We start from the raw sequence: 23,399 nt of genomic DNA on the forward strand, positions 1-23,399 counted from the left end.
TTTTTTGTATTTGCAAACCACACAAATCCAGTGGCAGATGCGCTTATCCCCACTTTTGTTAGTTTTCCTCACCAGACCTTTGTAATAGTCCATCCAAATAACGTAAGTATTCCGAGTCTTGGAAACATTACTCATTATTTAGGAGCTCTTCCCCTGCCCGATACTCTGGGAGCAACTAAAAATTTTATGAACATCATAAAGACCAGAATCAGCGAGCATAAAGCGGTTATGATTTACCCGGAAGCTCACATCTGGCCTTTCTATACAAAAATTCGTCCTTTTTCTGATTTATCCTTCAGATATCCTGTTCAGCAGAAAGTACCTTCTTTCTGTTTTACAAATACCTATCAGAAAAGAAAATTTTCAAAACAGCCTCGTCTTGTAACCTACGTTGACGGACCTTTTTATCCGGATGAAAGTCTTCCTTCCAAAGAACAGAAAACAGAACTCAGAGACCGCATTTACAAAGCCATGTGCGAACGAAGTAAAAACAGCAATTACGAAATCATTAAATATATAAGGAAAGAAAATGATTAACATATTATTTTGTGGAAACGATAAAGTTTTTGACGGCGCGCTTACAACCATGCTTTCAATCTTAAAGCGCACAGACACAAAAGAGCCCTTTACCTTTTACATTTACACAATGGACGTAAGTCATATCAAGCCGGAATACAAGGCTTTTACAGACGAACAGATTAATTTTTTAGACGGCGTGGTAAAAGGATATAATTCTGAAAACAGTGTAATTAAAATTGATGTCCGGGACCTTTACGACAAGGAATTTGCAAACAGTCCTAACGAACAGTGCTACTGCTCTCCTTACACCCTTCTCCGTCTTTTTGCAGATATAATTCCTGGAATGCCGGACAAACTTCTGTATCTTGATATTGATTTATTGTTTAACCGCGACGTTCGTCTTTTGTGGGACACAGACGTCAGCAAGGTAGAATATGCTGCAAGCCGCGACCACTACGGAAAAATCATCCTCTTCTTCCGCAGAAAGTTTATTAATGCAGGTGTAATTCTTTTTAATCTTGCAGAATGTAAAAAAACAGGACTTCTTGAAAAGAGCCGTAACTTCATTAAAAATAAAAAGCTTTTGTTCGCTGATGAAAGCGCAATTATTTTGAGTACAACAAAACAGAAGGTTTTAAGCCAGCGGTTTAATGACCAGAAGTTTCTCTATAAAGATACTGTAATCCGTCATTTTTCAAAGCGACTTTTCTGGCTGCCATACCCTCACGTTGCAAATATCAAACAGTGGAAGATTACAAAGGTGCATAAAATTTTCGGATATGAGAATTTTGATGATATTTTATACGAATATGTTTATTTGAAAGGAAAATTTGAAAAGGAAAATAAATAGAAGGGGTAGTTCAAGACCACAGGGCGGGCTTGAACGAGGGGAAGGCTTTCCCCTTACCTCTTATTCCTTATGGAAAGGCTTAAGAATTTCTGCAATCTTTTCTTTCTTAAAAAGAGTTGCGTATTGATAAGCACTCATACCCATACTGTCTTTTACATCCGGATCGCTGCCATTTTCTACAAGAAGCTTACAAATTTTTACCCGGTCTGCACCAACAGCAAGAACAAGATTTGACTGTCCTTCCTTACTGATTGTATTCAAATCGGCACCTTTTTTAATAAGGTACTCTGTGAGTTTTTCGTTACCGCGCCATACAGCGTCCATAACTGCAGTGTAACCACGGTCTGTAGAGGCTGCGTTGATATCAGCACCAAGAGCAATAAGTTTTTCTGCAAAAGGCTCATTGTCATTGCGGATGGCAATGTTCAAAAGAGGTGTTCCAAGATCATCACGGGAATTAACATCAATTCCTGCCGCAATAAAGTCTTCGAAAATTTCTTCCTTGTTCTTTGCAATGTAAGTTGCGCAGCAGTCTGCTGTAAAAGGAATACCGCGATCCAAAAGCTTATTGATTGCAATACGCTTACGAGCCTTCTGAGCAAAATCGTCAAAATGCTTTTTAGTGTAGGCAGCGGCCTCTTTTACAGTATCAAATTTAAAAACTAAATCGTCTTTGTAAACTGAGTTTTCATATACAAAATCGAAATTAGTATAAACCTGAACTTTTTCTGCACAAAGAATTCCTGCAACTGTACCTGCAATAAAGGCAGTTCTGCTGTCGAAATCTTTATTATCTTTTGTGTATATAAAGCAGGATGCTGCTTCCTTAAAATCACTTTTTAATTTCTGTAAATTTTCAATGCTGAAGCCAGGATTAAGTACCTGATAATCCTGATCATTTTCTTTTAGCACTGAACCAAGCTCATCTAAACTGTCTGTTGTGTCAGAAATCAATAACCACTTCATATATTTAATTGTAATGGTGCTTTGTGTTTTTTTCAAATGAATTATTTAAATTTATATTAATTTTTGTTATTTTTATAAAATATGTAAAATTTTTCGAAAAATATTAAAAAATCGCCCTTTGACCTATTGACTCAAATCATCGTTTTGTATAATATATAAAACATCAACGCCGCAGTAGCTCAGTTGGTAGAGCGCCGGACTGAAAATCCGTATGTCGTTAGTTCGATTCTAACCTGTGGCACGAAAAGCTTCTGGTCATCCAGAAGCTTTTTTTTTGTTTAAATCTATATGTTATATGGATAATGCGGCTCGTTTTTGTAATGTTGAATGACTTGAACTGGCTAGCAGGAACTGTTCTAATCATTTTTCTTTCCGCTTTTTCAGAAACTCTACAAGAGTTGGAATGTAAAGCTTGTCTTCGTAGGCAATATGACTCTGAACCCAGTCGTAAAGAAAATGAGCAAATTTAATGGCCTCTCCAACCGGGATTTTATCAAACTTCGCATACATGGTATGACATTTTTCTCTAAACTCATCGTGGGTATGCTTGTGTTCATTGTAGCCACTGAAATTTGAGGCAATCATAAGCTTTTCTTCATCTCTAAAATGGGTTTCTGTATAATTCAGACATTTTTCAAGAGTGTTTTTTACCAGCCTCTGATAGCTGACTTTATCTTTGTTTTTAAGAAGACTTTGATAAAAGCTGTTACAAAGATGAACAAGATGTTTATGCTGTTTGTCTACAGATTGTATTCCTGTTTTTAATTTAGGATCCCAGGCAATAAAATAATCTGAGGAATTGTTAAGATCATACTGCATCTTCTGCCCCTTAAGTACTTTTACTTATTTAAAATTATAAGACAGATTTTTTTGAAGTCAAACCGATTCAATATATCAAAGTCTGATAATTGTTTATAGAGTAAGTTTTTTATCTACAACTGTGTCACTACACAGTTTTTACCGTGCCGCTTTCCGTAGTACAGTTTTGCGTCGGCAGCCTCCAGTGCTGCCTGTGCATCTTTTCCGTGTTCAACTTTTTCACAGGCATTTTTCATATACTGCCCCATACTGCGCCGGTTTAAGAGATTAGTCAGCGGATCATAATTTGCATGGCGTTCAAGTTCTTCTACAAGGTATTTTCCACCAAAATAGGTGATAAAAAGCATAGTAAGAATAGTAAGACCTATGCAGAAAAGTCTCAGAACCAACGTTGGATAAAACAAGGGGTCACTTGATGAAAGAAACATATAGTTTCCGTGAACAATCCAGGAGATTACTGTAGAGGCAGTCAACAGGAAGGAGATAATAGACGTAAACTTTATATCAAAGAAAACTATTGTCAGAGCAATAAAAAAGAAAAGATATGCCCACCATTCCCTGTCAGGAATCATATATGAAATGAAATTCCACTGAGCTACTACAATAAACCCGACAAAACGCTTTCCCTGCTTTATTTTATCTGGTCGGATGCTTCCATACTCGTCTTTACAGGTTCTGGAAAGATAAATTGCAATTGTAAAATACAGGATATTAATAATATCATACACGGCAAGCAAGCGAGCAGGAATGTCAGGCCACCAGCCTAAAAGCCTGAATATGGTAAATACAAAAGCCGAGGTTGTAGCGCCGGTAAGGGGTAGCACAACGATAATCTTGAAGGCCCGGTTCAGGTATGCGTCTATAGAAGACATTTCGCTCTGTTTCATATGATAATCTTAAGCGATTATAGGACTGCTGACAAGAAAAAAAATTAAGCCAGAACTCTGATTTTAAAGCCCTGGCTTCCTCCTTTTTAAGAGGTTGCTTCATTAATTCCAAACTTTACCGCTGCCATTCCAAGGTTCATTCCGGCAACTAAAGCTGTTCCTGCTCCTGCAGTTGCAATTGTAACGACTGCATCTGCCATTGCCATTCCCGCTCCTTTTGCAATTTCAAGAACAACACCGCTAAAGCCTTCCCCGTCAATTCCTGCTTTTACAGCCTTTGCAACTCCACTGAGGATTGGACCTGCAATTGGAATAACGCTTACTACGTTTGTAATAAAATTGAAGAAACTGAAGCCACCAACAACGCCTTCAAGTTCTTCCATTGTAAGTTCGTTACTTCCTAACAGTTTAGTATTTTTAATCTGCAGCATAGTGTCGCTCAACTGTTTAATAAAGTCTTCGTAAGGAAGGTCTGTGTAGCCGTGTTTTACATAAAGATCATAGATTTCTCTTTCTGACTTGCAGTCCTTCAATGCTTCATGAAATTCCTTGTCTTCAAGCATTTTTCTGGCAAGTTCTTCATATTTTGCTGCAATCTCCTGATTTTCGCAGGTTATGTCAAAGTGTAATTTGTTTTCCATAATATCATCTCCTTTTAGCAGTATTGACTGCATGATTTTTTGCCAGTTTTCCTCTGTTCTTCTATTTTATTATACGATAGATTTATTAAAAGGAACAAAAAAAAGATCAAAAAATTTTACAACAAAAAAAAGCCCTGCAAAGTTGATGGATTACCTTACAGGGCTTAAGTTTTTTATTTATTTCGGCGGCCAGAGCCGCCTAATCACTTACTTATTAGCGTTTAAGTGAAAGTACAGTTTCAAGCAGTGTATCTGCTGTCTGAATTGTCTTTGAGTTAGCCTGGAAACCGCGCTGTGTTACGATCATGTCTGTCATCTGCTCAGAAAGGTCAACGTTAGACATTTCCAATGCACCAGCCATCAAAGTACCCTTACCTGCTACTCCCGATTCACCAATGCGGGCCATGCCAGAGTTGTTTGATTCAACGTATGTGTTGTCTCCGGCTTTTTCAAGACCGCGTTCGTTTGCAAAAGTTGCCAAAGCAATCTGTCCGATTGTGCGGTTTGTACCGTTTGAATATACACCGGTAATTGTTCCGCTTGAGTCAATCTTGAAGTTATCAAGATAACCCATTGTGTATCCGTCCTGGTAGTAAGCCTTTGTTGTAGACTTGCTTGCAGACTGGGTAATTGTATCCTTGAAGCTTCCGATTGTTCCAAGGTTGATGCTCATTGTCTGGCGGTAAGGATTTCCTTCTGCATCAGGATTTGAATCACTTACTGCAAAAGAAGCCTGAATTACAACCTGACCTTCAGGATTTGTAACATTTCCTGCGCTGTCTGTAACTCCCTGCAAAGCGCCGAAGTTATCGAAGCTTACAACGAAGGTATTTTCCATACCGTCAGTTGTACCAAGACCTACGCGAGTATTTGTGAACTCTGCGTTATCTGGGTCAATATTTACAACTGCATTCCACTGGTTAGAAGTTCCAGGAACTCTTGTAAAGCTTACAGAAAGCATATGTTTGTTTCCAAAGCTGTCGTAGATTTCCTGTTCTGTTCCCCAGGTACCTTTCAAAATATCATCCGCACTCGCCCCCTCTGCGATTTCCGGAGTATTTTTATTAAGGTTACAGGCAAAGTTTACGTTTGTAGTTTCGCGTGCAGGATCTTTTGAACCTACAGGTATAATCAAATCTGTTGGAGTTGCAGCAGTAGAAACGATATCCTGACCGTTTACTTCCTGTGCCATCCATCCCTGAACACGCATACCATTTGCAGGGTTTACCAATGTACCGTCGCGGTCAAGGCCAAAAGAACCGTTACGTGTATAGAAACTTTCTTCCCCGCTCTTCATTACGAAGAAGCCGCTTCCCTGGATTGCAAGGTCAGTGCTAACGCCTGTTGACTGCAGGTTACCCTGATTAAAAATATTATCAATAGAAGCTACTGTCATACCAAGTCCAACTTCCTTAGGGTTTACACCACCAAGTTCATCTGTTGGTTTTGCAGCTCCGCTCATCTGCTGGCTGATCATATCCTGAAAGTTAACACGACCGCGTTTGAAACCGCTTGTATTAACATTCGAAATGTTGTTACCGATTACGTCCATTCTTGTCTGGTGATTCTGAAGTCCAGAAACTCCAGAATAAAGTGATCTCATCATATGCTTATATCCTTCCTTCTTCCCACTCTTTAGTTGGCGTAAATCGCCTTGATTTTATCCATGCTGTAATACATGCCGTTCACCATCACCTGTGGATTTTCCCCTCGGGTTGCCCCTTCCACAATTCCCTGAACAGTTGTATCACCAATATCCAGTTCTACTGTTTTTCCTAAAGTACCTGCAGCTTCCTGTGAATTAAGGAAGTCAGCCATCTTTGAAAAAGAAGTACTCATGTTAGTCATCTGTTCCAAAGAACTGAACTGAGCCATCTGGGAAATAAACTGTGTATCTTCCATTGGGCTGGTAGGATCCTGATTTGAAAGCTGGGTAATAAGCAGCTTCAAAAAATCATCTTTTCCAAGTTCGTTGGACGTTTTTCTTCCCTCATAAACGAGGGTTTTGTTGTAGGTGTTTACGGCATTTTCTACAGCCGTTCTTTCACCTGCACTCATTTGTGTATTCAGCAGTTCCATCATCTACCTCATCACTTTTTCTAGTATTAGGACAGTCATCGGCTGACTGCCCCTTATGTTTAATTTCGGAATTTATGCAACAATGTTTACAGAATTCTTTCCAAAATTTGATTCAAAATTCACAAAATCATCTGCACTGTCTGCATCACCAAAAACTTCTACGCCGCCAGTTGAATAGGTTCTTTTTCCCCAGAGTTCGTTTCCGTCATTCTGAGCAAAGTTCTCTCCATTTCCAAACTGACTACCCTGACCTGCACTATATGAAACATCAAAACTTGCATTTTCAAAACCACCTTTAATGAAGGCTTCACGCAAAGTTTCTGCGTTATCTTTAAAAACCTGTAGAGCTTCCTTAGTTGCAACGGCGATGTGTCCCTGAACAGTTTTTCCATCAAGACTAAGCTGGATTTTTACGTTTCCAAGGTCATCCGGATGCAAAACAAGATTGATTGTTCCCCGATTATTATCCTTAAGAACGATATTTCCGGCTTTTACAAATTCCGACACATTTGCCTGAATCTGATTATTAAGCATCTGCTGGAAATTTGAGTTCTGAGCCCCTGCAGACTGGTTATTAAGGCTTAAAATATCTGCCTGTGCATCATTCTGGGCATATTCCATTGTGATTGTGGCAGTATTTTCGCCGGTAACCTTAAGTTCACTTTTAAGAGGCTTTTCTTCTTTTGAATCTTTTACAAGAGTTTCAAAATCAAGCTCTTCAGACTTTGTGCGGAGATCTTCTACTGTGATTTTTCCTTCTTTATCAAATTTTGAAAGGCCTTTCTTTGCTCCAATATCTTCTTCAAAAGTAAAATCAAGATCTTCTGAGCTAACCGGAGCATTCAGATATTCAAGCTGACTCTGGCTAAGCTCCCCTTGAGTGTTAGCGAAATCCACTTCAGGAATTTCAAAATCTTCTTCCTCTTTTACAGAAATCTGATTTTTAATTTCCTTATTTTCAAAATTATTTACAAACTGGCTGAAGTCATCAGCATTCTGTAAAAGCTCATCAATGCGGCTGGTATGTAAATCCTTTTGAATTTTATTTTCATTAGAAGGCTTTTTTACAAGAGTTTTAGCCTTTACCTCTGATTTTTTCTGTGATTCGATTTCTTTTTCATCTTTTACAGAAAGTTTTGGAGTAGTTTTTTCAGAAGTTTCAGAAAAATCTTTCAGGCTGATTTTTTCTTCTGCTTGGTAACTTTCTTCTTTCTGTACATTTTCGCTGACTTTTGGATTTTCTTTTTCTGTTTCAGATGCTTTTACACTTTCAATTTTTTCTTCGGAGAAATCCTGCTTCTGCTTCAAATCATTCTGAAGGTTTGAATCAGGAGTTTTTTCCTTAGTCTGAAATGAGGCAACTAAATCAGAAAATGAGCTGTCAGGAGTTTTTTGATAATTTAAATTTGGATTTTTTGTAAGCTGTAAAGTTTCAACCTGAGGCTGGACTCCGGCAAAATCCATAAATTGTAATGCCATTTGCACTCCTTTTTATAAACGAAGTGCATTGCCGGATTTTTAGTATGCTCTAGTTCAATGATTCAGGCTTATTAATCATCTTGCGCTGTATTTCTGCAGCCCGCTCAGATGGCATTAAGCTAAGCCAGTAAGACCCCATTGAAGAAGTGCCGTTTGCTTTTGCAAGTTCTTCTACCTTGCGAAGAACGTCAATAACTGTCTGATCGTCCATTGCAACAAGAATGTCAACTGCATTTTTTGGCGCCATACCGTTCAAATTGGTGGCAATCTGCTCTACGTTTACATTCTTATCATCGTATTTTTTTACAGCCAGGTTAAATGTTTTTTCTCGCTCTTCCTGATTTTTTTCGCGTTCAGAAAGCTCCTGGGCGGTCTGTTCAAGCTGGGTTTCTTTTACAACAATATCAGCTTCACGTTTATCGAGAGTTTCTGCCTGAAGGAGTAAAGATTCCTGAATTTTTGCCAGGCGGTCTTCATCAAGGTTGGCAACAAGAGGACGTGACTGGGTTGCAGTCAGCGAGGTCTGGGGAGTTTTTCCCATTACTTTATAGAGAGGAGCAAATGTCTTTTTAACAGAAATTACATCAAGATAATCAAGCCATAATCCTCCGCCAATAAGCAGAATCAAAATGATTATGATTAAAACAAATGATTTTCCCAAACTTTTTGCAAAAGACATGTCCCCTCCTGTGTAAGCGGCCCGGTCAGAGGCCGCGGTGTTTTATAGCAAAGCGTTAAAAAAAATTGCGATACAGCAATTTTTTAGCTTTACCACTTGAACTAATCTATAAGTCCTGAGATAGCAGCACCAAGAGTGATATCGTTATCACATGCTACAATTTTCCAGTACAAACCAAGATTCTTAGTAAGGATTTCGTCAAGGTAAGCATTTACACGCTCTTTAATCATGTGTGTTTTGTGGAAAGTTGTTCCATCACACAAGATACATACAGGGCGGCTTGCGTTTTTACCTTCACCAGTCTTGATTACGCAGGCTGTAAGAATTGCTGCAGCATAGCGTGCAGAACGTTCTACAATTGCGTCAAGAATCTGGAATACTCTGTCGTAATCCTCTTCATTTCCATTTTCGGCAAGAATTGCACCCAAAGTTGAGCCTGAATTACGTGGATTATGAAGATACTGATCAAGTTCAATCAAGGTAAGAGCTGGCAATGCCTTGATTTTTGCAGCAACTTTGTCAGAGAAAAGACCGTCATCAGCTGCAGCCTGTAATGCAAACCAGGAAACTGGTCCAAGGTAAGCGCCTGAACAGAGTTTTTCCAAAAGGAAGCTGCCAGGTTTTACAGTTGTCTTATCAAAAGCCTTATCAAATTCAGACTGATTTACGTGAGTTACCTTTCCGCTTTCGCAAACGATAATCTGCTTTTTAATGCCGCATTTTTCGCATGAAGGCTGAACATAAGCAGCATTCATACCAGTTCCAAGAATGAAGCCGATATATGAAGAAAAGTTTTCTACGTTATCTGTAAGAGAAGCACCAGCAAGCAAAGCTGCAACAGTGTCGTTACAAAGTGTAATGCGTTTAATGTCGTTCCAGCCGTGCTCTTTAAGAACAGCTTTAAGACATTCACCAATTTTTGCGCCTACTACTTCAGGAGCTTTTACTTCTTTAGAAAAACCAAGAAGAATTCCATCTCCGTCTTCTGTAATAGTCATAGGATAAGAGAAACAGAAACCAATTCTGTCTGCCTTATTCTTAAGGTGTTCAAGATTTACAGCAAACTGTTCAAAGAAATCCTTGCGTGAAAGTTCTTTTTCTACACCAGGCATCTTTGTTTTTTCCATTTCGGAAATTGTTGGCACGCCTTCATTATCAAAAGTAACAAGACAAGAACGGAAGTTAGTTCCGCCGGCATCAATTACAATTACAGATTTTCCTTTTGCAGAAGATGAAGGAGGATTTGAGAAGGTTTTAATCATATCCTCATCTGCTTTTTTACCCTGAAGGCCGTTAGACATATCATCCAAAATAGCCTGTGCAACAGAAAGCACATCCACGTGGTTTACAAAATTGTGGCGTGCAAGAAAAGAACTTACAGTAGTATTCATTTTCATATCCTTAATTTTTAGATGAAAAAATTATAACATAATAATAAATTTATTTCACTAGATTTTCTTGTGGGGCAATAAATGAATAATAAAAGTTGAAATAATATTAAAAGAATTACTGAAGCTGAGGCGTACAAATCATGCGGTAAAACCAGTTCTGAAGTTCTAATACCCGGCCTGAAATTGCATTTTCTATAATTCTTTTAAGAATCTTTATTTTTAAAGGTGAAAATTTACACTGAATAAGTACATAAAGATTTGCGCCCTCTTCCATTTCTTCAATGAAAACAAAAATACAGGCTTCATTTTTCTTAATTTCACGCAGGAAAATATTATCAGGATTTTTTTTCAATAGGGCCATTACGCCGTAAACCTTATTTTTTCCATAATATTCATCAACCTTAAGGTCAAAATGAAGGCCACCGGCAGTTTTATCCTTTACATATAATTCATGCTCGTCAAAATTGTATTCGGCTTTCTTAAAAATCGGCTTTAATTTTCCTGTGTTTCCGTCTTTATAACTTACACCAAAACATTCCTTATCAATTCCCCCCATCTGATCCAGCTTTGTCAAAACCTCTTTGCAGGGATAGCCCTTCATTTCTGAACGGGGAATGAACATTACAGATTGAAAACAATAAGCAGACGGAAAAATTGTCTTTAAGAGAGTGGAATACAGAGAAGAATAATCTGATTTTGGAAAAAGTGAATAATCCTGAGCGTAAGTGTGCTTAAAATCTCTCTTTACGCTAAAAACCTGAAATGAGAAAAAATATATCAGAAAAGCTAAAAATACTTTTTTCATTACAAATAAAAAAAACGTATGGCTCATGAATCCATACGTTTTTACTCCCACGGAAAATTAAATATTATTTAAAATCCTTAGGTCTTCTTTCAACACGTTTGCATTTCTGGCATTCTGCAATATTCTTAAGTCTGCCATTTTCAATCATTGTTTTCATTATGATTTCGCCACCGCAATCAGGACAAGCGAATTTTTGTGTTGCAACAGTTGTACGAGAGTTCTTACTAGCTCCAGCCATTTAATTGCCTCCAATCGAATATTCGTGATTATTAATTTTATTGAATATATGCATTTAAGTCAACATTCAAGAGCTTAAATTTTACATATTCATACCAAATTTCTTAACAAGTTTTTCCTGCAGGAACTTACATTCCTCCGGTTTCATTCCAAGTTTAATTGCCGCATCAAGATCATTCATAGAATTTTCATACTCATTAATTTCATAATAAGCGAGGGCCCGTCTGAAATGTGTATGAGCCTGGAATTCATTAATTTCAAGCGAAGTTGTAAAGCACTTGATAGCCTCATCATATTTTTTCTGAATGGCAAGTACAATTCCCTTATAATAGTGAGTTCTAAAGGCCTTAGGATCGTTTTCAATGCTTATATTAAAATCTTCAAGTGCAGCTTCAAAATTATTCATTGAAAAATATGCCATACCACGATGCTTTCTGATAACTGAAATAATAGATTTCTGGTCATCAGGAACAGCTTCAAGGATTTTTGAATAAATATGAATTGCCTCTTCAAGATTTCCTTCATTATGAGCATGAATAGCGCGTAAGAGAAGATCGTCTATAGTTCCCTGTACAAATGGAGAAACCCGGTTAATTGCTTCCGGCTTTTCTGTCTTTGGTTTTTCATCAAGAAGATTATCTGCCATTGAATAAAAAGAATGACGGCGTTCTTCTACTTCTTTCTGAAGCTTTTTCTGATAATCTCGGATTTCCTGGAAAGTGATATCTGCAAGAGACAAAGAAGCATTGATTGCGGCAAGTTTACGGCGAAGCGGCATGTCAAAAGGAGAAAACTCTGTTTTATAGATAAGCTCATGCTCTACTTCTGCCCAGGCGTCCTGAAGAATTGTTCGGATTTGAATTTCGCAAACCAACTCCCCTTCCAGCGGCATAAGATTTTCAAAACGTTCATCTTTTTCCGGCAAACATTCATCAGGGATTTTTACAAGAACATGAATTGATTCATAGCCGAATTCACTAACCTTCTTTTCATCCCCTTTTATTTCTACTTCCTTGATTTCAAAAATATCTTTAATCTGGGAAATTGCAAGGTTTATATCTTCCAGGAAAGCACAAATCAGTCTTATTCCAAGCATATCTGTAAGACAGATAATTGAATTTACAACCGTTATTTTATCAGCTTCCTTTTTAAGAACCTTCTTGTAATAACTTTCAAAGCGTTTAATACGCCATTTATAGGTTGGCTGAGCACTTAAAGAGATTTTTTCCTGTAAAATTGTAAGAATATTCTGCAGAATTTTTGCAAAGTATTCTGCATAAGCTTCATAATTTTCCCGGATTGTTGCCTTAGACAGATATTTATTATTCATAGTTTCTTAGTATGGCAAAAAAAAACGCTGCTGAATTAGAAATTCAACAGCGTTTTGCTTCATTTTAATCCTTTAGGATTACTGAACATCAGAACCTGAGTTACCGCTGTCATTTGTCAGACTTGAAGTAAACTCATCTTCTGCAGCAAGCTTAGCTTTTTCAAGGTAGCGGTTAACCTGTTTGTCACCGAATCTTGACATTTCAGCATTCTGTCTTGCCTTTTCTTTCTTTGTGATGATTCCCCAAAGATCTTCATCAGCGATATCACGGTCACTAGAAAGAAGTGCCTTGTCGTAGATGATTTTTACATCTTTGAAGTATCCGATAAAGTCACCACCGTCCTGGCGAGCATCACGAGTAATCTGGAAACCAGTGAACTTTACAAATGGAAGTCCACGTGGGTAGATTGGATATACACGGATTTCGCGGCTGCGGATTTCTGTGATGTACTGTGGGTTGTTCCAGCGGAGTTCTTTCCATCCGTCAAAACCAAGGTATCCCATAAAGTAGCGGCGTTCTACACCGTCATTGTCTTTAAGAAGTACATACAATCCATGTGGGTGGTTCATACCCATTGTTGTAACCTGAATTGATTTGATTGTTCCAACGTTCTTAACAACACCGTAACCATCTTCGAAAAGAGTTTTTCCACTTGCCTTTTCTTCATCAGTTGGTTCCTGTGGGTTACCTTCGTCATCACGCTGAGCCAAAGGTTCGTAAGCTGGAATTTCAAAAGCAGGAATTACTTTTGCATTTGAGTTAGCATTCCATGAAGGGAATACAATACGTACACCCATTACATTTTTACCTGCAAAAGGTACATCAGCGCTGTCCTTTACAGGAGCTGAAACAACTCTAGAATCAGCCAAAGCTAAAACTGATTTAGCCGACGAGTTCAATGTAACTTCCCATTCTGGCAGAGCGAGTGATGTTCTCATAAGGTCTTTCTGATCACTTGTGAAAGTTGCACCAGCACTTACAGAATAGTCCATAGCAGTATGCTTGTTCTGAGTGTTATTGCCATTTTGGTCAGCACAGCAATCAGCCTCAAGCAAAGTAAAATCGATGAGCATGCTTTCTTCAGCAAAAGCAGCGCCACCAACGAGCAGCATAGCAGCTGCGAATAAACACAAAGTCTTCTTCATACCTGGAAGCTCCTTTAATATACTTTTCGATGTAGCCTTGTATAAAATCATTATCATACAAGATACTGATTTTGTCAACTTTTTAAGTTTTAAAAAAATGTGAAAATTTTTCAATTATTTGTAGGCATATTTACCGTCTACAAAAATTTCAATATTCCATATTCCGAAAAAGTTTTTATGAACATTCTTTTTCAGAAGTTTTATACCGTCTTCAATATTGATTACACCACTTCCCGTCTGCAAAAGTTCCGCAGATAAATCCAGATATAATGTACCTTTACGTACAAAACAAGAATTAATCTTAGTGCCTCTTGCAAAAAGCAGTTTCGTTCTCTCTACCCCGGAGCCAAGCAGAAGTTCATCTAAAAAGAGATTCAAATCTCCCTGAACCGGATTGTTTGGCAGATAGCGGTATTCAACAACATATTTTCCTTCATCAACAGAAGGGAAAATAAAAAGTCTGCGGCTTTTATGATTGGAAATCAGAAATAAAAGAAGCGAAAGCGAAAAAAGAAAAAAGGCCAGGCTTAAGAGTAATATTCTGACATAACGAACTTTTCTAGTATTATCCATAATTATTTTATAGCAGTAAATCCTTCTGAACGTTCAAAGTGCGTAATAAACGCGCTCAGGCCATTATATATTCCTAAAGTTGCTTTTTTCAAGTATTTGTCATCATTCATCAAAAGGGCTTCTTTTTCGTTTGAAACAAAGCCAAGCTCAACTAAAACTGCCGGCATATTTGAATTTTTAACGACAAACCATTCTTCTGCACGGATTCCGCGGGCAGTTGAATCTTTTCCAATCTGTGCCTGAAGTCCGTCCATAATGAATTTTGCAATCATAATGCTTTCGGTTGTAAATTCTTCTTCGGTCATTGAGTTCAAAATCGGGAAAAGGGCATTTTCATCAGAAGCAATAGAGCTTTTATCGATTACTGTGCGGCGGTAATTTGGAGAAAGATACCAAACTTCATAACCTGAGGAAGATTTATTAAGTGAGGAATTTACGTGAATTGAAATAAAAAGAACAGCCTCGTTTTCCTTTACTTTTACGCTGTTGGCAATTTCTGTGCGCTCTCCAAGGGAAATAAATACATCTGTGCTACGGGTAAGTACAATTTTTTTGTCTGGATAAGCCGATTTCAAACGGTCATAAAGCATTTTTCCAACCTTAAGGTTGATGTCTTTTTCGCGGATTGTAACGCTTTTTCCGTTGATTTTATAAGTTTTTAGGGCTCCCGGGTCTTTTCCGCCATGGCCCGGATCAATAAGAATTGCGCCGACTTTAAATGGAGTTTCGTTTTTCTGGCTGAAAAAACTTTCTGCATCGCTTAAAAATTTCTGCGAAACCATAATCTGATTCCCTGCGATTTCAGGAGCATCTGTAAGCTGAAGATAAAGGCTGTCTAAAACAACAAGGGGCTCTCCGTTACGGAAAGAGAGCTGGTGCCCGACTTTTTCTATCATTCCGGTTTCTGAAAGGGAATCCCAGTAAAGAGTCATTCCCTTATTTTTTGCAGACTCTAAAAGAGAAATTGTATTTGCAGCAAAAAGCTTTGCTGTGACAAAAAGAGTAAAAATTGTAATTAGTTTTGTTTTTAACTTCATATTCTTTCCTATTTTTTTGAATCTGAAATATAAACGGCCGCCTGAAGTCCGCCGCGCATTAAGGCTGACCAGAAGCTTTTTGCATCAAGGGCAGGATGATTTTTTCGCAGAATGTCAAATTTCAGGGCAGTCTGACTGATTGTATTGTAATTCCAGTCTGTAAGCTTTCCATATTTTTCCAGAATAAAGTCCGGTATAAGGGAACTTATACTCTGATTTTGAGGGATTTCTCCTTCAATTTTTGAAAGCTCTTCATCTGAAAGTTTTGCAAAGGCTGCAGGAGGAAAGCCTTCTTCATCAGGCAGGCAGTCCCCTTTCAGGAATTTTTCCGTTTCTGCATCATTCGGCTCAAGAGTAATGAATACGTTTGAAGCGGCATCTTCTGCGGCAGAAATAGCAATATCACGGCTGTGACTTACGGCAATCACATTTCCGCATTTTTCAACGTTATTTCGTGGGAAATCTACACTGCCACCAAGAGTAACAGTTGCCCGAGGAAGCACATTTCTTACTGCCTGATCGGTATATTCTTTAATTTCTTCAATATATTGTACTTTTCCCGGAATAGAAATCCAGGCTCTTTCTGCACTTGTACGAAGGCAGGGAATTTCAAAAAGATCATAAGGCTTTGTAAGTTCTGCCTTTCCGCAGTTAAAATCCACAGGCTTTCTGCGACTGATAAGCTGGCAAGGTTCTTCTCCGGCTGCAATTAAGATTGCTTCTTTTGTAAGGTTCAAATCAGAAGCATAAGGATAAGTCCAGCCAGACATGTAACCGCCTGAAAGACGGCCTGCAATCTCCCCTATCATGGCGCCATTTTTGGTAAATTTTATATCAGCTTTTGCAGCGCCAGATGTCAGACCAAGGGCTTTTGCACCGCAGGCGAAAATTGAAATCAGCTGGTCACCAACTTCTTTTGAAAGAACAGCAGGCATTGTGTGACCTGTTTCAATAAAATAAGGAGGATACTTTATATGGCGTACAGCAAAACCTGTTACAGTAAAAGTTCCCTTGTAAACTAAGGCATCAATAGAATATTCTTCACCTTCCATATATTCTTCTAAAATTGCATTTCCAGAACGGGAAGCTTTGATTGCAGCAGAAAAAGAGCTTTCAAACTCCCCTTTTGAACGGATCATACGGCAGCCGCGGGCACCCATATTATCAACAGGCTTTACGACAAGGGGGAAAAGAAGTTTTTTTTCTTTATAAGAAATTCCATCTTCTGAAAGCTGCAGTTCTTTTTTTGAAGCTTCATTTATGTTAATAAAATCAGGGGAAGGAACTCCAGCCTTAGAAAAACATTCCCTCATTCTTGTTTTTATGCTGGCATTTTGTGCCGCTTCAAAAGAATGAGTAGGAAGTCCTAATTTTTCGCATACGTAAGAAACTGAGGCAGAAAAATCTGTACCGGCTGTAAAGACTGCAGAAAGACCTTCTGCTTTTTTTATTTTTTCGGCATAGGCTAATATTTCTTCGCGGGCCTTTAAATCTATCTTACAGAATTCGTCGGCTAAAGGAACTGCAACCGCCTTTGGATCTGCATCAATTACATAGGTTTTATAACCAAGTTCCCTTGCACTTAAAATCGCAGGCTTCTGCATAAGGCCTGCACCCAAAATCAATATATTTTTCATTTTCCCAAAATCCACCCTGATTTTTATATTCTACTTTTTCCGGCAATAGATTTCAAATGTATCGCCAAGTTTTAACTTACGGCTCTTAAAATCTGTAAGGCGCCATAAAAGACTGCCAGGTTTTGCTCCGCTTTTTTTAATTTTTGCAAAGCGCTCCGGATGGTGACCGGTTGAAACTACCTTTACAACTTCAAAGCCGTATTTTTTAAGAATTTTTGCAGCCTTTGAAGGCTCCCAGATTGTAAAATGATCTGCAGGACTGTTCTTAAAAAAGCTTTTTGAATCACTTTTTATGGAAACACCTTCGCCAGACGGAGTTGAAAAAGCAAAAATTCCGCCTTTTTTAGTAATTTCGCTGACCTTTTTTAATACAAAATCAAGATTATTAAAATGCTCGATTACATACCACATTGTAACAAGGTCAAACTGCGAAATTCCAAACTCTTCTGCAATATCAATCTGAGGAAACTGTGAAACTGTTGCAGGAAATTTCAATTCCTGCTGAACATATTTTACGGCATCTTCACTTATATCAGTTCCAAAGGTATTAAGACCGTGCTCACTGGCAGCCTGCATAAAAGGTCCGTAGGCACAACCGATATCAAAAGAGTTTTTTTCGCGTAAATTTCCCAAAAACAGAAGATTTATAATAGAAAGACGGCGTTTTCCCTGTGCCTTAATTGAATCAAAATCTTCCTGATAGGTTTTACCATACTGTTTTTTATAGTCTTCAAAAAAATATGATTTTGAATAATCACTCTGACCATCCGAAGAAAATGACATATATAGCATTCCACAGGTCTGGCAGCGGCGGTAAGTGCGGCTGATATTTCTGGCAATAACTGTATCAGGAACTGCAGGAGATTTCTGACAGACAGGACAGTTATAATGCTCTCCGCGTGAAAGAATTTTTAAGAAATCTCCAAGATTTTTTTCTTTAATAATATTGTTTTCAAACTTTGGATAAATATTTTTTGACTGCCAGGCAGCTTCAATTGATTTTTCAGATATTTTTGAATCTGCAACATAGGCAAAGTTATATTTCTGGGCAAGATTTTTATGAAGCTTTGTAGTTGGAAGTAAAATAAGAGCGCAACCGGCATACATGGCTTCAAAGGCTGTTAATCCATAGTGAGTAATAACTAAATCATATTCAAAAAGCTGCTCTTTAAGATTTGAAACAGGTTTAATAATCTCAAGATTTTCAAGGCCTGCAGTATCACAAGTTTTTTCTCCGCTGATAATTGCAGTAATTTTTGCTTTTGAAAAATATTTTGCAGCAGAAATAGAGGCAGAAAGAGTTAAGCCCGAAGGATCTTCCCCGCCAAGGCAGACTAAAACTTTTTTTACGGAATCTTTATCCGGCGCGTCAGAATTAAAGGCAACTTCCCTTTTATTCTTTGGCTTTTCCATAAAATCACTTTCAATCAGATTTGCTTCCCGCTCTAAATTATATGAAGGAATGATATCCAGAAGATAATCACAGTAAGAAGTAAAATCAGAGCCTTCATCAACAGAAATTAAGGCCCGGTTACATTTAAAGGCTTCAATCTGAGATTTTGTAAGTTCAAAAGAGTCTGTAACAATTACAGGGCGGTAAGTTTCATCAGGAAGAAAATCAATTATCTGAAAATCCTGCAAACCTTCTGCCTTATACTGTTTTACAAGGCTGTCGGTTTCTTCAAGAGATTTATCTTTGGGAATGTAGACAAAATAATGATTTTTACTTGCTGCAGAAAGACAACGGTGCAGATGGCCTGTTCCATGCCCTTTTGTAACAGAAGGAACTAAAACCAGAGGATAGTTTACAAGGTCAGAAGAAGCTGCATGGACAATCTCTTCTGTAGTATAAGGCCCCTTTTTCTGAAGTAAATTAACAATCTGACAGGAACGCAAAAAATCTGAAGGCGTGTCGATTGTTGTGCGTAAATCAGGGAAGTAAAAACGGTTTGGAGCCTTAATAAATTCACATTTAAAAGTATCCTTGTGATTATAAAGGGCAGGTCCTACATGCTCGTGGTCGTAAGGGTCAGAAGTAAGACCTTGAGCCTTTAAGAGGGAGTCGGCATTAAAAATTTCAACGCCGCTTCCGTGCGGAAGTCCAGTCCAGGTAAGATAATCACACTTCATACCAGACTGATTTCTGTATTCAAAATCCTTTGCAGACTCTTCGGCAGCTTCGTAAAACAAAAAGGATTGTCAGCAGTTGCCCGGATTACAGTTTTACAGTCAATAGTCCTCAGTAAATCGCAAAAACGCTTTAATACATCATTCAGATCGCCTTTAAAGCATTCAAAAGAGTTTTCCTCGCAGATGGGCTTTAGAGAATCATAAGAATCAGAATCGGTTGCAACAAAATAGCGGTCAGCATTTACCTTGTGCATGGAAGCAAGAACCCAGGCAAGCACAGGCTTCCCCCCCAGCATTTTCAGTGCTTTTTGAGGAAGCCTTGTTGAAGAAAGGCGGCACTGAACTATAACTACCCTGTTTGTTTTCATAGGCTGCTCCAGTTTTCTATGAACTGAGTTAAATCCATCTTGAATTTGAATTTATTGCGTTCAACCCATTTTCTTGCATCATTAAACTGACGGCGGGCTTCGAGTAATCCGCAGGAAGAATGATTTTTAAATCCAAAGAAAGAAAGGCGGCTTACATAGGCGCTGTCATTTTTGTATTTTGGAAGTTCGTTTTTCAAATGATAGCGCAGGTAATCAAGATTTATTTCTTTTTCAATCAGAGGAATTTCGTCTATATAGGCAAAATGAAGCATAGTTGTAAGGCGGGTCTGTTCTCCCCAGAGCCAGGAACGAAGGCCTAAATCAAGATTCTGCCAGTAAGGATTTTGAATTGTATAATCAAAACCGCCAAGATTTATAAACTTTTTTCTGTTATAAAGGGCAACAAAATCAAAAGGATAGATTGTTTTTATGCCGTCTGTAACCGAGGCAATTCCTTCCACCGTAAAATGCTTCTTTTCAACCGAAGGAATAAACTGAACGGGAATGCTGTTCTTACCAGAATCTATAAGACGGGGAACAACACAGTAATAATTATCTTTAATAAGGCGTTCTGCAAGATTAGGAAGGATAATTCCAGAAGGAATGTAAAGATTGTCACGAAGAACAAGCACGTAATCTGCATCAACTTCGCTCATGGCAAGGTTGATTAATTCGCCGTCATTTGCCTTTTCAAGAGGAACAATAAATTTTATTGCCGGATATTTTTTAGCAACATCATCAATTGCAAAATTTTTCGGGTCGTGTTCAACAGAAACTATCGAACGGAAATTGCATTTCAAAAGGTTATCAAAAACATTTACCTTAAAATGGCTTCCGCTTGAGTTCAAAAGAACCACAGAAATATTGAGGGTAGATTCGGAATTATTCTGGTAACCGCCGATTACAGTGCGGTTTATTTCGTGTTCATTAAAAGTTAAAGGTATAGTATTCATCGCAAGCCCTACAAATTTCACAATATTTCTTATTTATATATTCAAGGATCATTTGATCTGATTTTTTCCAGATTTCTTCAAGAGACCTTTCAAAAACGTTTCCCAGAAAGCCCCCCTGCACTTCTTTTCCAGCCGCAGCGGCAGCCGCCATATTAGGACAGGCAAAAACCGAGCCGTCTGCCAGAATTGTTAAATCGCGGCGAAGGTGCCAGCAGACATTACGCTCAACAGGAGAAAGGTCGGCCGGTTTACTATCAGCTAAAAGCCCCGAAAAATTATTGTATTTCTGGATTATGCAGTTTCCTCCACTAGGATTTGCCTTTTCATTCCAGAAACGGAAAAAAGCTTCCAGTTCTTCTTCGTTATGATTTGTGCGGACAAACTGAGGATAAACCATGCCAGGAAATTCCCCGCAAAGCTTTTGCACCCCGTTAAGCGCCTTAGAAAAATCTGCCTCTGAGCCACCGGTCATTTTGGCGTATAGAGGGGCGCTGACAGCGTCAAGCTGAACTGCAACCATCAGCTTTTGATAGCCGTTTGTAGAAGAAGGTGATTTTTCATAAAGAGCCTTAAGTCCTTCTATAATCTGGTCTGTCAAAGAAAGAGCAGAAGTTTCTATAAATAACGAAAGCCCCTGGTACTTTAAAACCTCTTCAGCAATTTTCAAAAAGTCAGGGTGCAAAAGTGCTTCCCCTGCAAAAGAAAGGTTGAGAACAGCATTTTCAGAAAATTCGCTTATTTTTTTACAAAGAACAGCAAAGTTTTCATAAGTCATTTGAGCCTTGCATCCAAAATCAGGCTCATAAAGAGGCTTTGTATCCCGCTGCCCCTGAATCTGAATATTATAAAAGCCTGGAACTGTTTTAAGTGCCAGGACATTTTCAGAAGCTATTTTTGAAAACTCTTCAACATCAGAAGAAGAAACCCCCTCTTCCCTTGTCAAACCAGCTTCCTTTGCAGCCTGATAAAGTGCCTTACACTGCAAAAAGTCGTCTTTATTTCCACAGTCAAACTTAAGCCTTAAAAGCCTCCAGTCTGTATCAGAAAGTTCAGCTTCAACTTCAAAACTGTTTATATCAGTCTTCAAAAGATTCCAGATAGTCTCACGGCATACAGCTTTTTCGCCCTCTTCCGCCTGACTTGTCTTAGAAAGTTCTGCAAGAATTCCCAGAGCCCCGCAATCAATTACTTCCGGAGCAAAACCGTAAGGAAAACCGTCTGCAAAAGTATATTCACACTTATATTCAACATGGCTTGTAATAATTTTTTTTGTAAGCTCCACGTTCAAAAAAGGCAGATCTGCGTAAGAGTAAATGACAAAGTCGGCATTTTTTTCTTTTGCAAGCTGATGAATTTTTGCCAGCAGCTGACTTCCTGTTTTACAGTCGCCCTTTTTTACAAAATCCAGTCCTACTGTATCAATTCCGGCTGGCAAAAATTGTGCCTTTTCAAAAAATGCAGTGCAAAGCTCCCGCCCGCTTTTACCCTCAAAGGCTTTTTCTTCCTGATATTTATTTTCCTGGTCAAACAGAACAACTAATGCTTTCATAACTACCCGTTTAAAAAAATACTATTACTCTCCTAAAGTATCGGAATCTCATTGATAAAGTTAATAAAATTGATTAAATTCACCTCATGTACACTTCCATGCAGAGCGCATTTCTAAATGCAAACGGAGAAGAACAAGTTTTTTCGGTTTCGCAGATAAACTCTCTCATTTCAGAAATCCTTCAGCAGACCTTCTTAAACATTACGATTGAAGGAGAAATCTCAAATTACAAGCCGAGTGCTGCGGGGCACATTTACTTTACTTTAAAGGATGAAAGCTCAGCTATAAGTGCGGTAATGTTCCGCGGTTCTGCTTACAAACTGGGCTTTAAGCCAAAAGACGGCGATAAAGTTCGCTGCACGGGAAGTATTTCGGTTTATTCGCCAAGGGGAACCTACCAGATTATTGTAAATAAAATGGAAATGGCAGGAAGCGGAAACATTCTTCAGCTTCTTGAAGAACGAAAAAAAAAGCTTGCTGCAGAAGGCCTGTTTGACCAGGAGCGTAAAAAGCCCCTCCCATTTTTTCCACGCACAATAGGAGTTGTTACAAGCCCTACCGGAGCTGCTATCCGCGATATATTACAGATTACAAAAAGACGTAATTCCGCAGTTAACGTAATTATTCTTCCGGCTATCGTTCAGGGAACAGACGCAGCGCCGACTATCTGCAAAATGATTGAAATTGCAAACTTTTATCAACTCTGCGACCTTCTTATCGTAGGACGAGGAGGAGGTTCCTTAGAAGACCTTTTACCTTTCAGCGAAGAAAGCGTTGTCCGCGCTGTAGCGGCTTCCCGTATTCCAACTATAAGTGCAGTCGGTCACGAAATTGACTGGGCTTTATGTGACTACGCAGCAGATAAACGTGCAGCAACCCCATCTGCCGCAGCAGAGTTAGCAGTTCCCCTTATGGCAGATTTACAGCTGCAACTTGGAGCTTACAAAGATAACTTTTACAATACCATTAAGCAGAAGGTTGAGCATACAAAACTTATGCTTAAAAGCTTTAATCCCGACTCTCTGGAAATCCGTTTCAGGACAATTCAGCAGCCGCTCTTAAACCGCTTTGCAAATGCAAAGACTGCATTAAGTCAGAATCTTACAGATAAAATCCGGGATTTAAGAAATCAAATACAGCAGCATAAAACAGTCCTTGAAAATGCCAGCCCGGAAACTATTTTTGCCCGCGGCTATTCAATGGTTGTAGATAAGGCAAGCGGAAAGGTTGTACGCGATGCAAAGACACTTTCCCTTAATTCAGAAATAGAAATTACTCCTGCAAGCGGAAAAATCAGCGCTTGTGTAACAAAAATAAACTAGAG

The 23,399-nt window shown here is 38.5% G+C and carries 23 protein-coding genes and 1 tRNA gene; 4 read left to right on the top strand and 20 right to left on the bottom strand.

What is annotated here, in order from left to right; all coding sequences use genetic code 11:
- Both MSI_RS14695 and MSI_RS09800 read left to right on the top strand, forming a co-directional pair.
- The coding region (locus tag MSI_RS14695) for a hypothetical protein (RefSeq protein ID WP_039924668.1) at positions 1-537 on the top strand (537 nt) is incomplete at its 5' end.
- Positions 530-1,369, top strand: coding sequence for a glycosyltransferase (locus MSI_RS09800; RefSeq protein WP_009106376.1), 840 nt, complete (start codon positions 530-532; stop codon positions 1,367-1,369). The genes MSI_RS14695 and MSI_RS09800, both read left to right, overlap by 8 nt.
- Before the next feature lie 60 nt (positions 1,370-1,429).
- Here MSI_RS09800 and MSI_RS14050 read toward each other — a convergent pair whose 3' ends face one another.
- Positions 1,430-2,335, bottom strand: coding sequence for an ankyrin repeat domain-containing protein (locus MSI_RS14050; RefSeq protein WP_009106378.1), 906 nt, complete (start codon positions 2,333-2,335; stop codon positions 1,430-1,432).
- A gap of 168 nt (positions 2,336-2,503) precedes the next feature.
- Between MSI_RS14050 and MSI_RS09810 the strand changes: the two genes are divergently transcribed.
- Positions 2,504-2,576: transfer RNA gene (locus MSI_RS09810), tRNA-Phe, on the top strand.
- A 119-nt stretch (positions 2,577-2,695) separates the two neighbouring features.
- Here the strand turns inward: MSI_RS09810 and MSI_RS09815 are convergent.
- The 19 genes from MSI_RS09815 to MSI_RS09900 all read right to left on the bottom strand — a co-directional run bounded on the left by MSI_RS09815 (position 2,696) and on the right by MSI_RS09900 (position 22,075).
- Positions 2,696-3,154: a bacteriohemerythrin gene (locus tag MSI_RS09815; protein ID WP_009106380.1), complete on the bottom strand. Its 459-nt coding sequence runs from the start codon at positions 3,152-3,154 to the stop codon at positions 2,696-2,698.
- A gap of 113 nt (positions 3,155-3,267) precedes the next feature.
- On the bottom strand, positions 3,268-4,041 hold the full coding sequence (locus MSI_RS09820) for a GGDEF domain-containing protein (RefSeq protein ID WP_009106381.1): 774 nt from the start codon (positions 4,039-4,041) through the stop codon (positions 3,268-3,270).
- An 86-nt stretch (positions 4,042-4,127) separates the two neighbouring features.
- Positions 4,128-4,682, bottom strand: a complete 555-nt coding sequence (locus MSI_RS09825; RefSeq protein ID WP_009106383.1) for a hypothetical protein — start codon at positions 4,680-4,682, stop codon at positions 4,128-4,130.
- 214 nt (positions 4,683-4,896) lie between these two features.
- Positions 4,897-6,288, bottom strand: coding sequence for a flagellar hook protein FlgE (gene flgE, locus MSI_RS09835; RefSeq protein ID WP_009106386.1), 1,392 nt, complete (start codon positions 6,286-6,288; stop codon positions 4,897-4,899).
- A 29-nt stretch (positions 6,289-6,317) separates the two neighbouring features.
- Positions 6,318-6,761, bottom strand: coding sequence for a flagellar hook assembly protein FlgD (gene flgD, locus MSI_RS09840; protein WP_009106389.1), 444 nt, complete (start codon positions 6,759-6,761; stop codon positions 6,318-6,320).
- A gap of 72 nt (positions 6,762-6,833) precedes the next feature.
- Positions 6,834-8,240 carry a flagellar hook-length control protein FliK gene (locus MSI_RS09845; protein WP_009106392.1) on the bottom strand — a complete coding sequence of 469 codons (1,407 nt, stop codon included), beginning with the start codon at positions 8,238-8,240 and terminating at the stop codon, positions 6,834-6,836.
- Between the two features lie 49 nt (positions 8,241-8,289).
- A complete protein-coding gene (locus tag MSI_RS09850) occupies positions 8,290-8,919 on the bottom strand; it encodes a periplasmic-type flagellar collar protein FlbB (RefSeq protein WP_009106395.1) in 630 nt (209 codons plus the stop codon).
- Between the two features lie 101 nt (positions 8,920-9,020).
- Complete coding sequence (locus MSI_RS09855; protein ID WP_039924672.1) at positions 9,021-10,316, bottom strand: hexokinase; 1,296 nt, start codon at positions 10,314-10,316, stop codon at positions 9,021-9,023.
- A gap of 109 nt (positions 10,317-10,425) precedes the next feature.
- The gene (locus MSI_RS09860) at positions 10,426-11,115 is read right to left on the bottom strand and encodes a hypothetical protein (protein WP_009106401.1); all 690 of its coding nucleotides are present in this window, start codon (positions 11,113-11,115) and stop codon (positions 10,426-10,428) included.
- A 64-nt stretch (positions 11,116-11,179) separates the two neighbouring features.
- The gene (locus tag MSI_RS14535) at positions 11,180-11,353 is read right to left on the bottom strand and encodes a hypothetical protein (protein ID WP_009106403.1); all 174 of its coding nucleotides are present in this window, start codon (positions 11,351-11,353) and stop codon (positions 11,180-11,182) included.
- A gap of 81 nt (positions 11,354-11,434) precedes the next feature.
- Positions 11,435-12,682, bottom strand: coding sequence for a tetratricopeptide repeat protein (locus tag MSI_RS09865; protein WP_009106405.1), 1,248 nt, complete (start codon positions 12,680-12,682; stop codon positions 11,435-11,437).
- Positions 12,683-12,760: 78 nt separating this feature from the next.
- A complete protein-coding gene (locus MSI_RS09870) occupies positions 12,761-13,828 on the bottom strand; it encodes a flagellar filament outer layer protein FlaA (RefSeq protein WP_009106408.1) in 1,068 nt (355 codons plus the stop codon).
- Between the two features lie 114 nt (positions 13,829-13,942).
- Positions 13,943-14,401 (bottom strand): GerMN domain-containing protein, encoded by a 459-nt coding sequence (locus tag MSI_RS09875; RefSeq protein ID WP_009106410.1) that lies wholly within the window; start codon positions 14,399-14,401, stop codon positions 13,943-13,945.
- Between the two features lie 2 nt (positions 14,402-14,403).
- Positions 14,404-15,438 (bottom strand): N-acetylmuramoyl-L-alanine amidase, encoded by a 1,035-nt coding sequence (locus MSI_RS09880; protein ID WP_009106413.1) that lies wholly within the window; start codon positions 15,436-15,438, stop codon positions 14,404-14,406.
- Positions 15,439-15,446: 8 nt separating this feature from the next.
- Positions 15,447-17,075 (bottom strand): ATP-grasp domain-containing protein, encoded by a 1,629-nt coding sequence (locus tag MSI_RS09885; RefSeq protein WP_009106415.1) that lies wholly within the window; start codon positions 17,073-17,075, stop codon positions 15,447-15,449.
- Positions 17,076-17,105: 30 nt separating this feature from the next.
- Positions 17,106-19,265, bottom strand: a complete 2,160-nt coding sequence (locus MSI_RS09890) for a methyltransferase domain-containing protein (protein WP_237706502.1) — start codon at positions 19,263-19,265, stop codon at positions 17,106-17,108.
- Positions 19,202-19,573: a cytidylyltransferase domain-containing protein gene (locus MSI_RS15015; RefSeq protein ID WP_009106420.1), complete on the bottom strand. Its 372-nt coding sequence runs from the start codon at positions 19,571-19,573 to the stop codon at positions 19,202-19,204. The genes MSI_RS09890 and MSI_RS15015 overlap by 64 nt, the downstream gene beginning before the upstream one ends.
- A complete protein-coding gene (locus tag MSI_RS09895; protein WP_009106422.1) occupies positions 19,570-20,526 on the bottom strand; it encodes a hypothetical protein in 957 nt (318 codons plus the stop codon). The genes MSI_RS15015 and MSI_RS09895 overlap by 4 nt, the downstream gene beginning before the upstream one ends.
- Positions 20,501-22,075, bottom strand: a complete 1,575-nt coding sequence (locus MSI_RS09900; RefSeq protein ID WP_009106424.1) for a spiro-SPASM protein — start codon at positions 22,073-22,075, stop codon at positions 20,501-20,503. The genes MSI_RS09895 and MSI_RS09900 overlap by 26 nt, the downstream gene beginning before the upstream one ends.
- 86 nt (positions 22,076-22,161) lie before the next feature.
- On the opposite strand from MSI_RS09900, the gene xseA reads away from it, so the two are divergent.
- A complete protein-coding gene (gene xseA / locus MSI_RS09905; protein WP_009106426.1) occupies positions 22,162-23,397 on the top strand; it encodes an exodeoxyribonuclease VII large subunit in 1,236 nt (411 codons plus the stop codon).
- Positions 23,398-23,399: the final 2 nt, after the last annotated feature.

Source organism: Treponema sp. JC4, assembly GCF_000260795.1.
Taxonomy (GTDB): domain Bacteria; phylum Spirochaetota; class Spirochaetia; order Treponematales; family Treponemataceae; genus Treponema_D.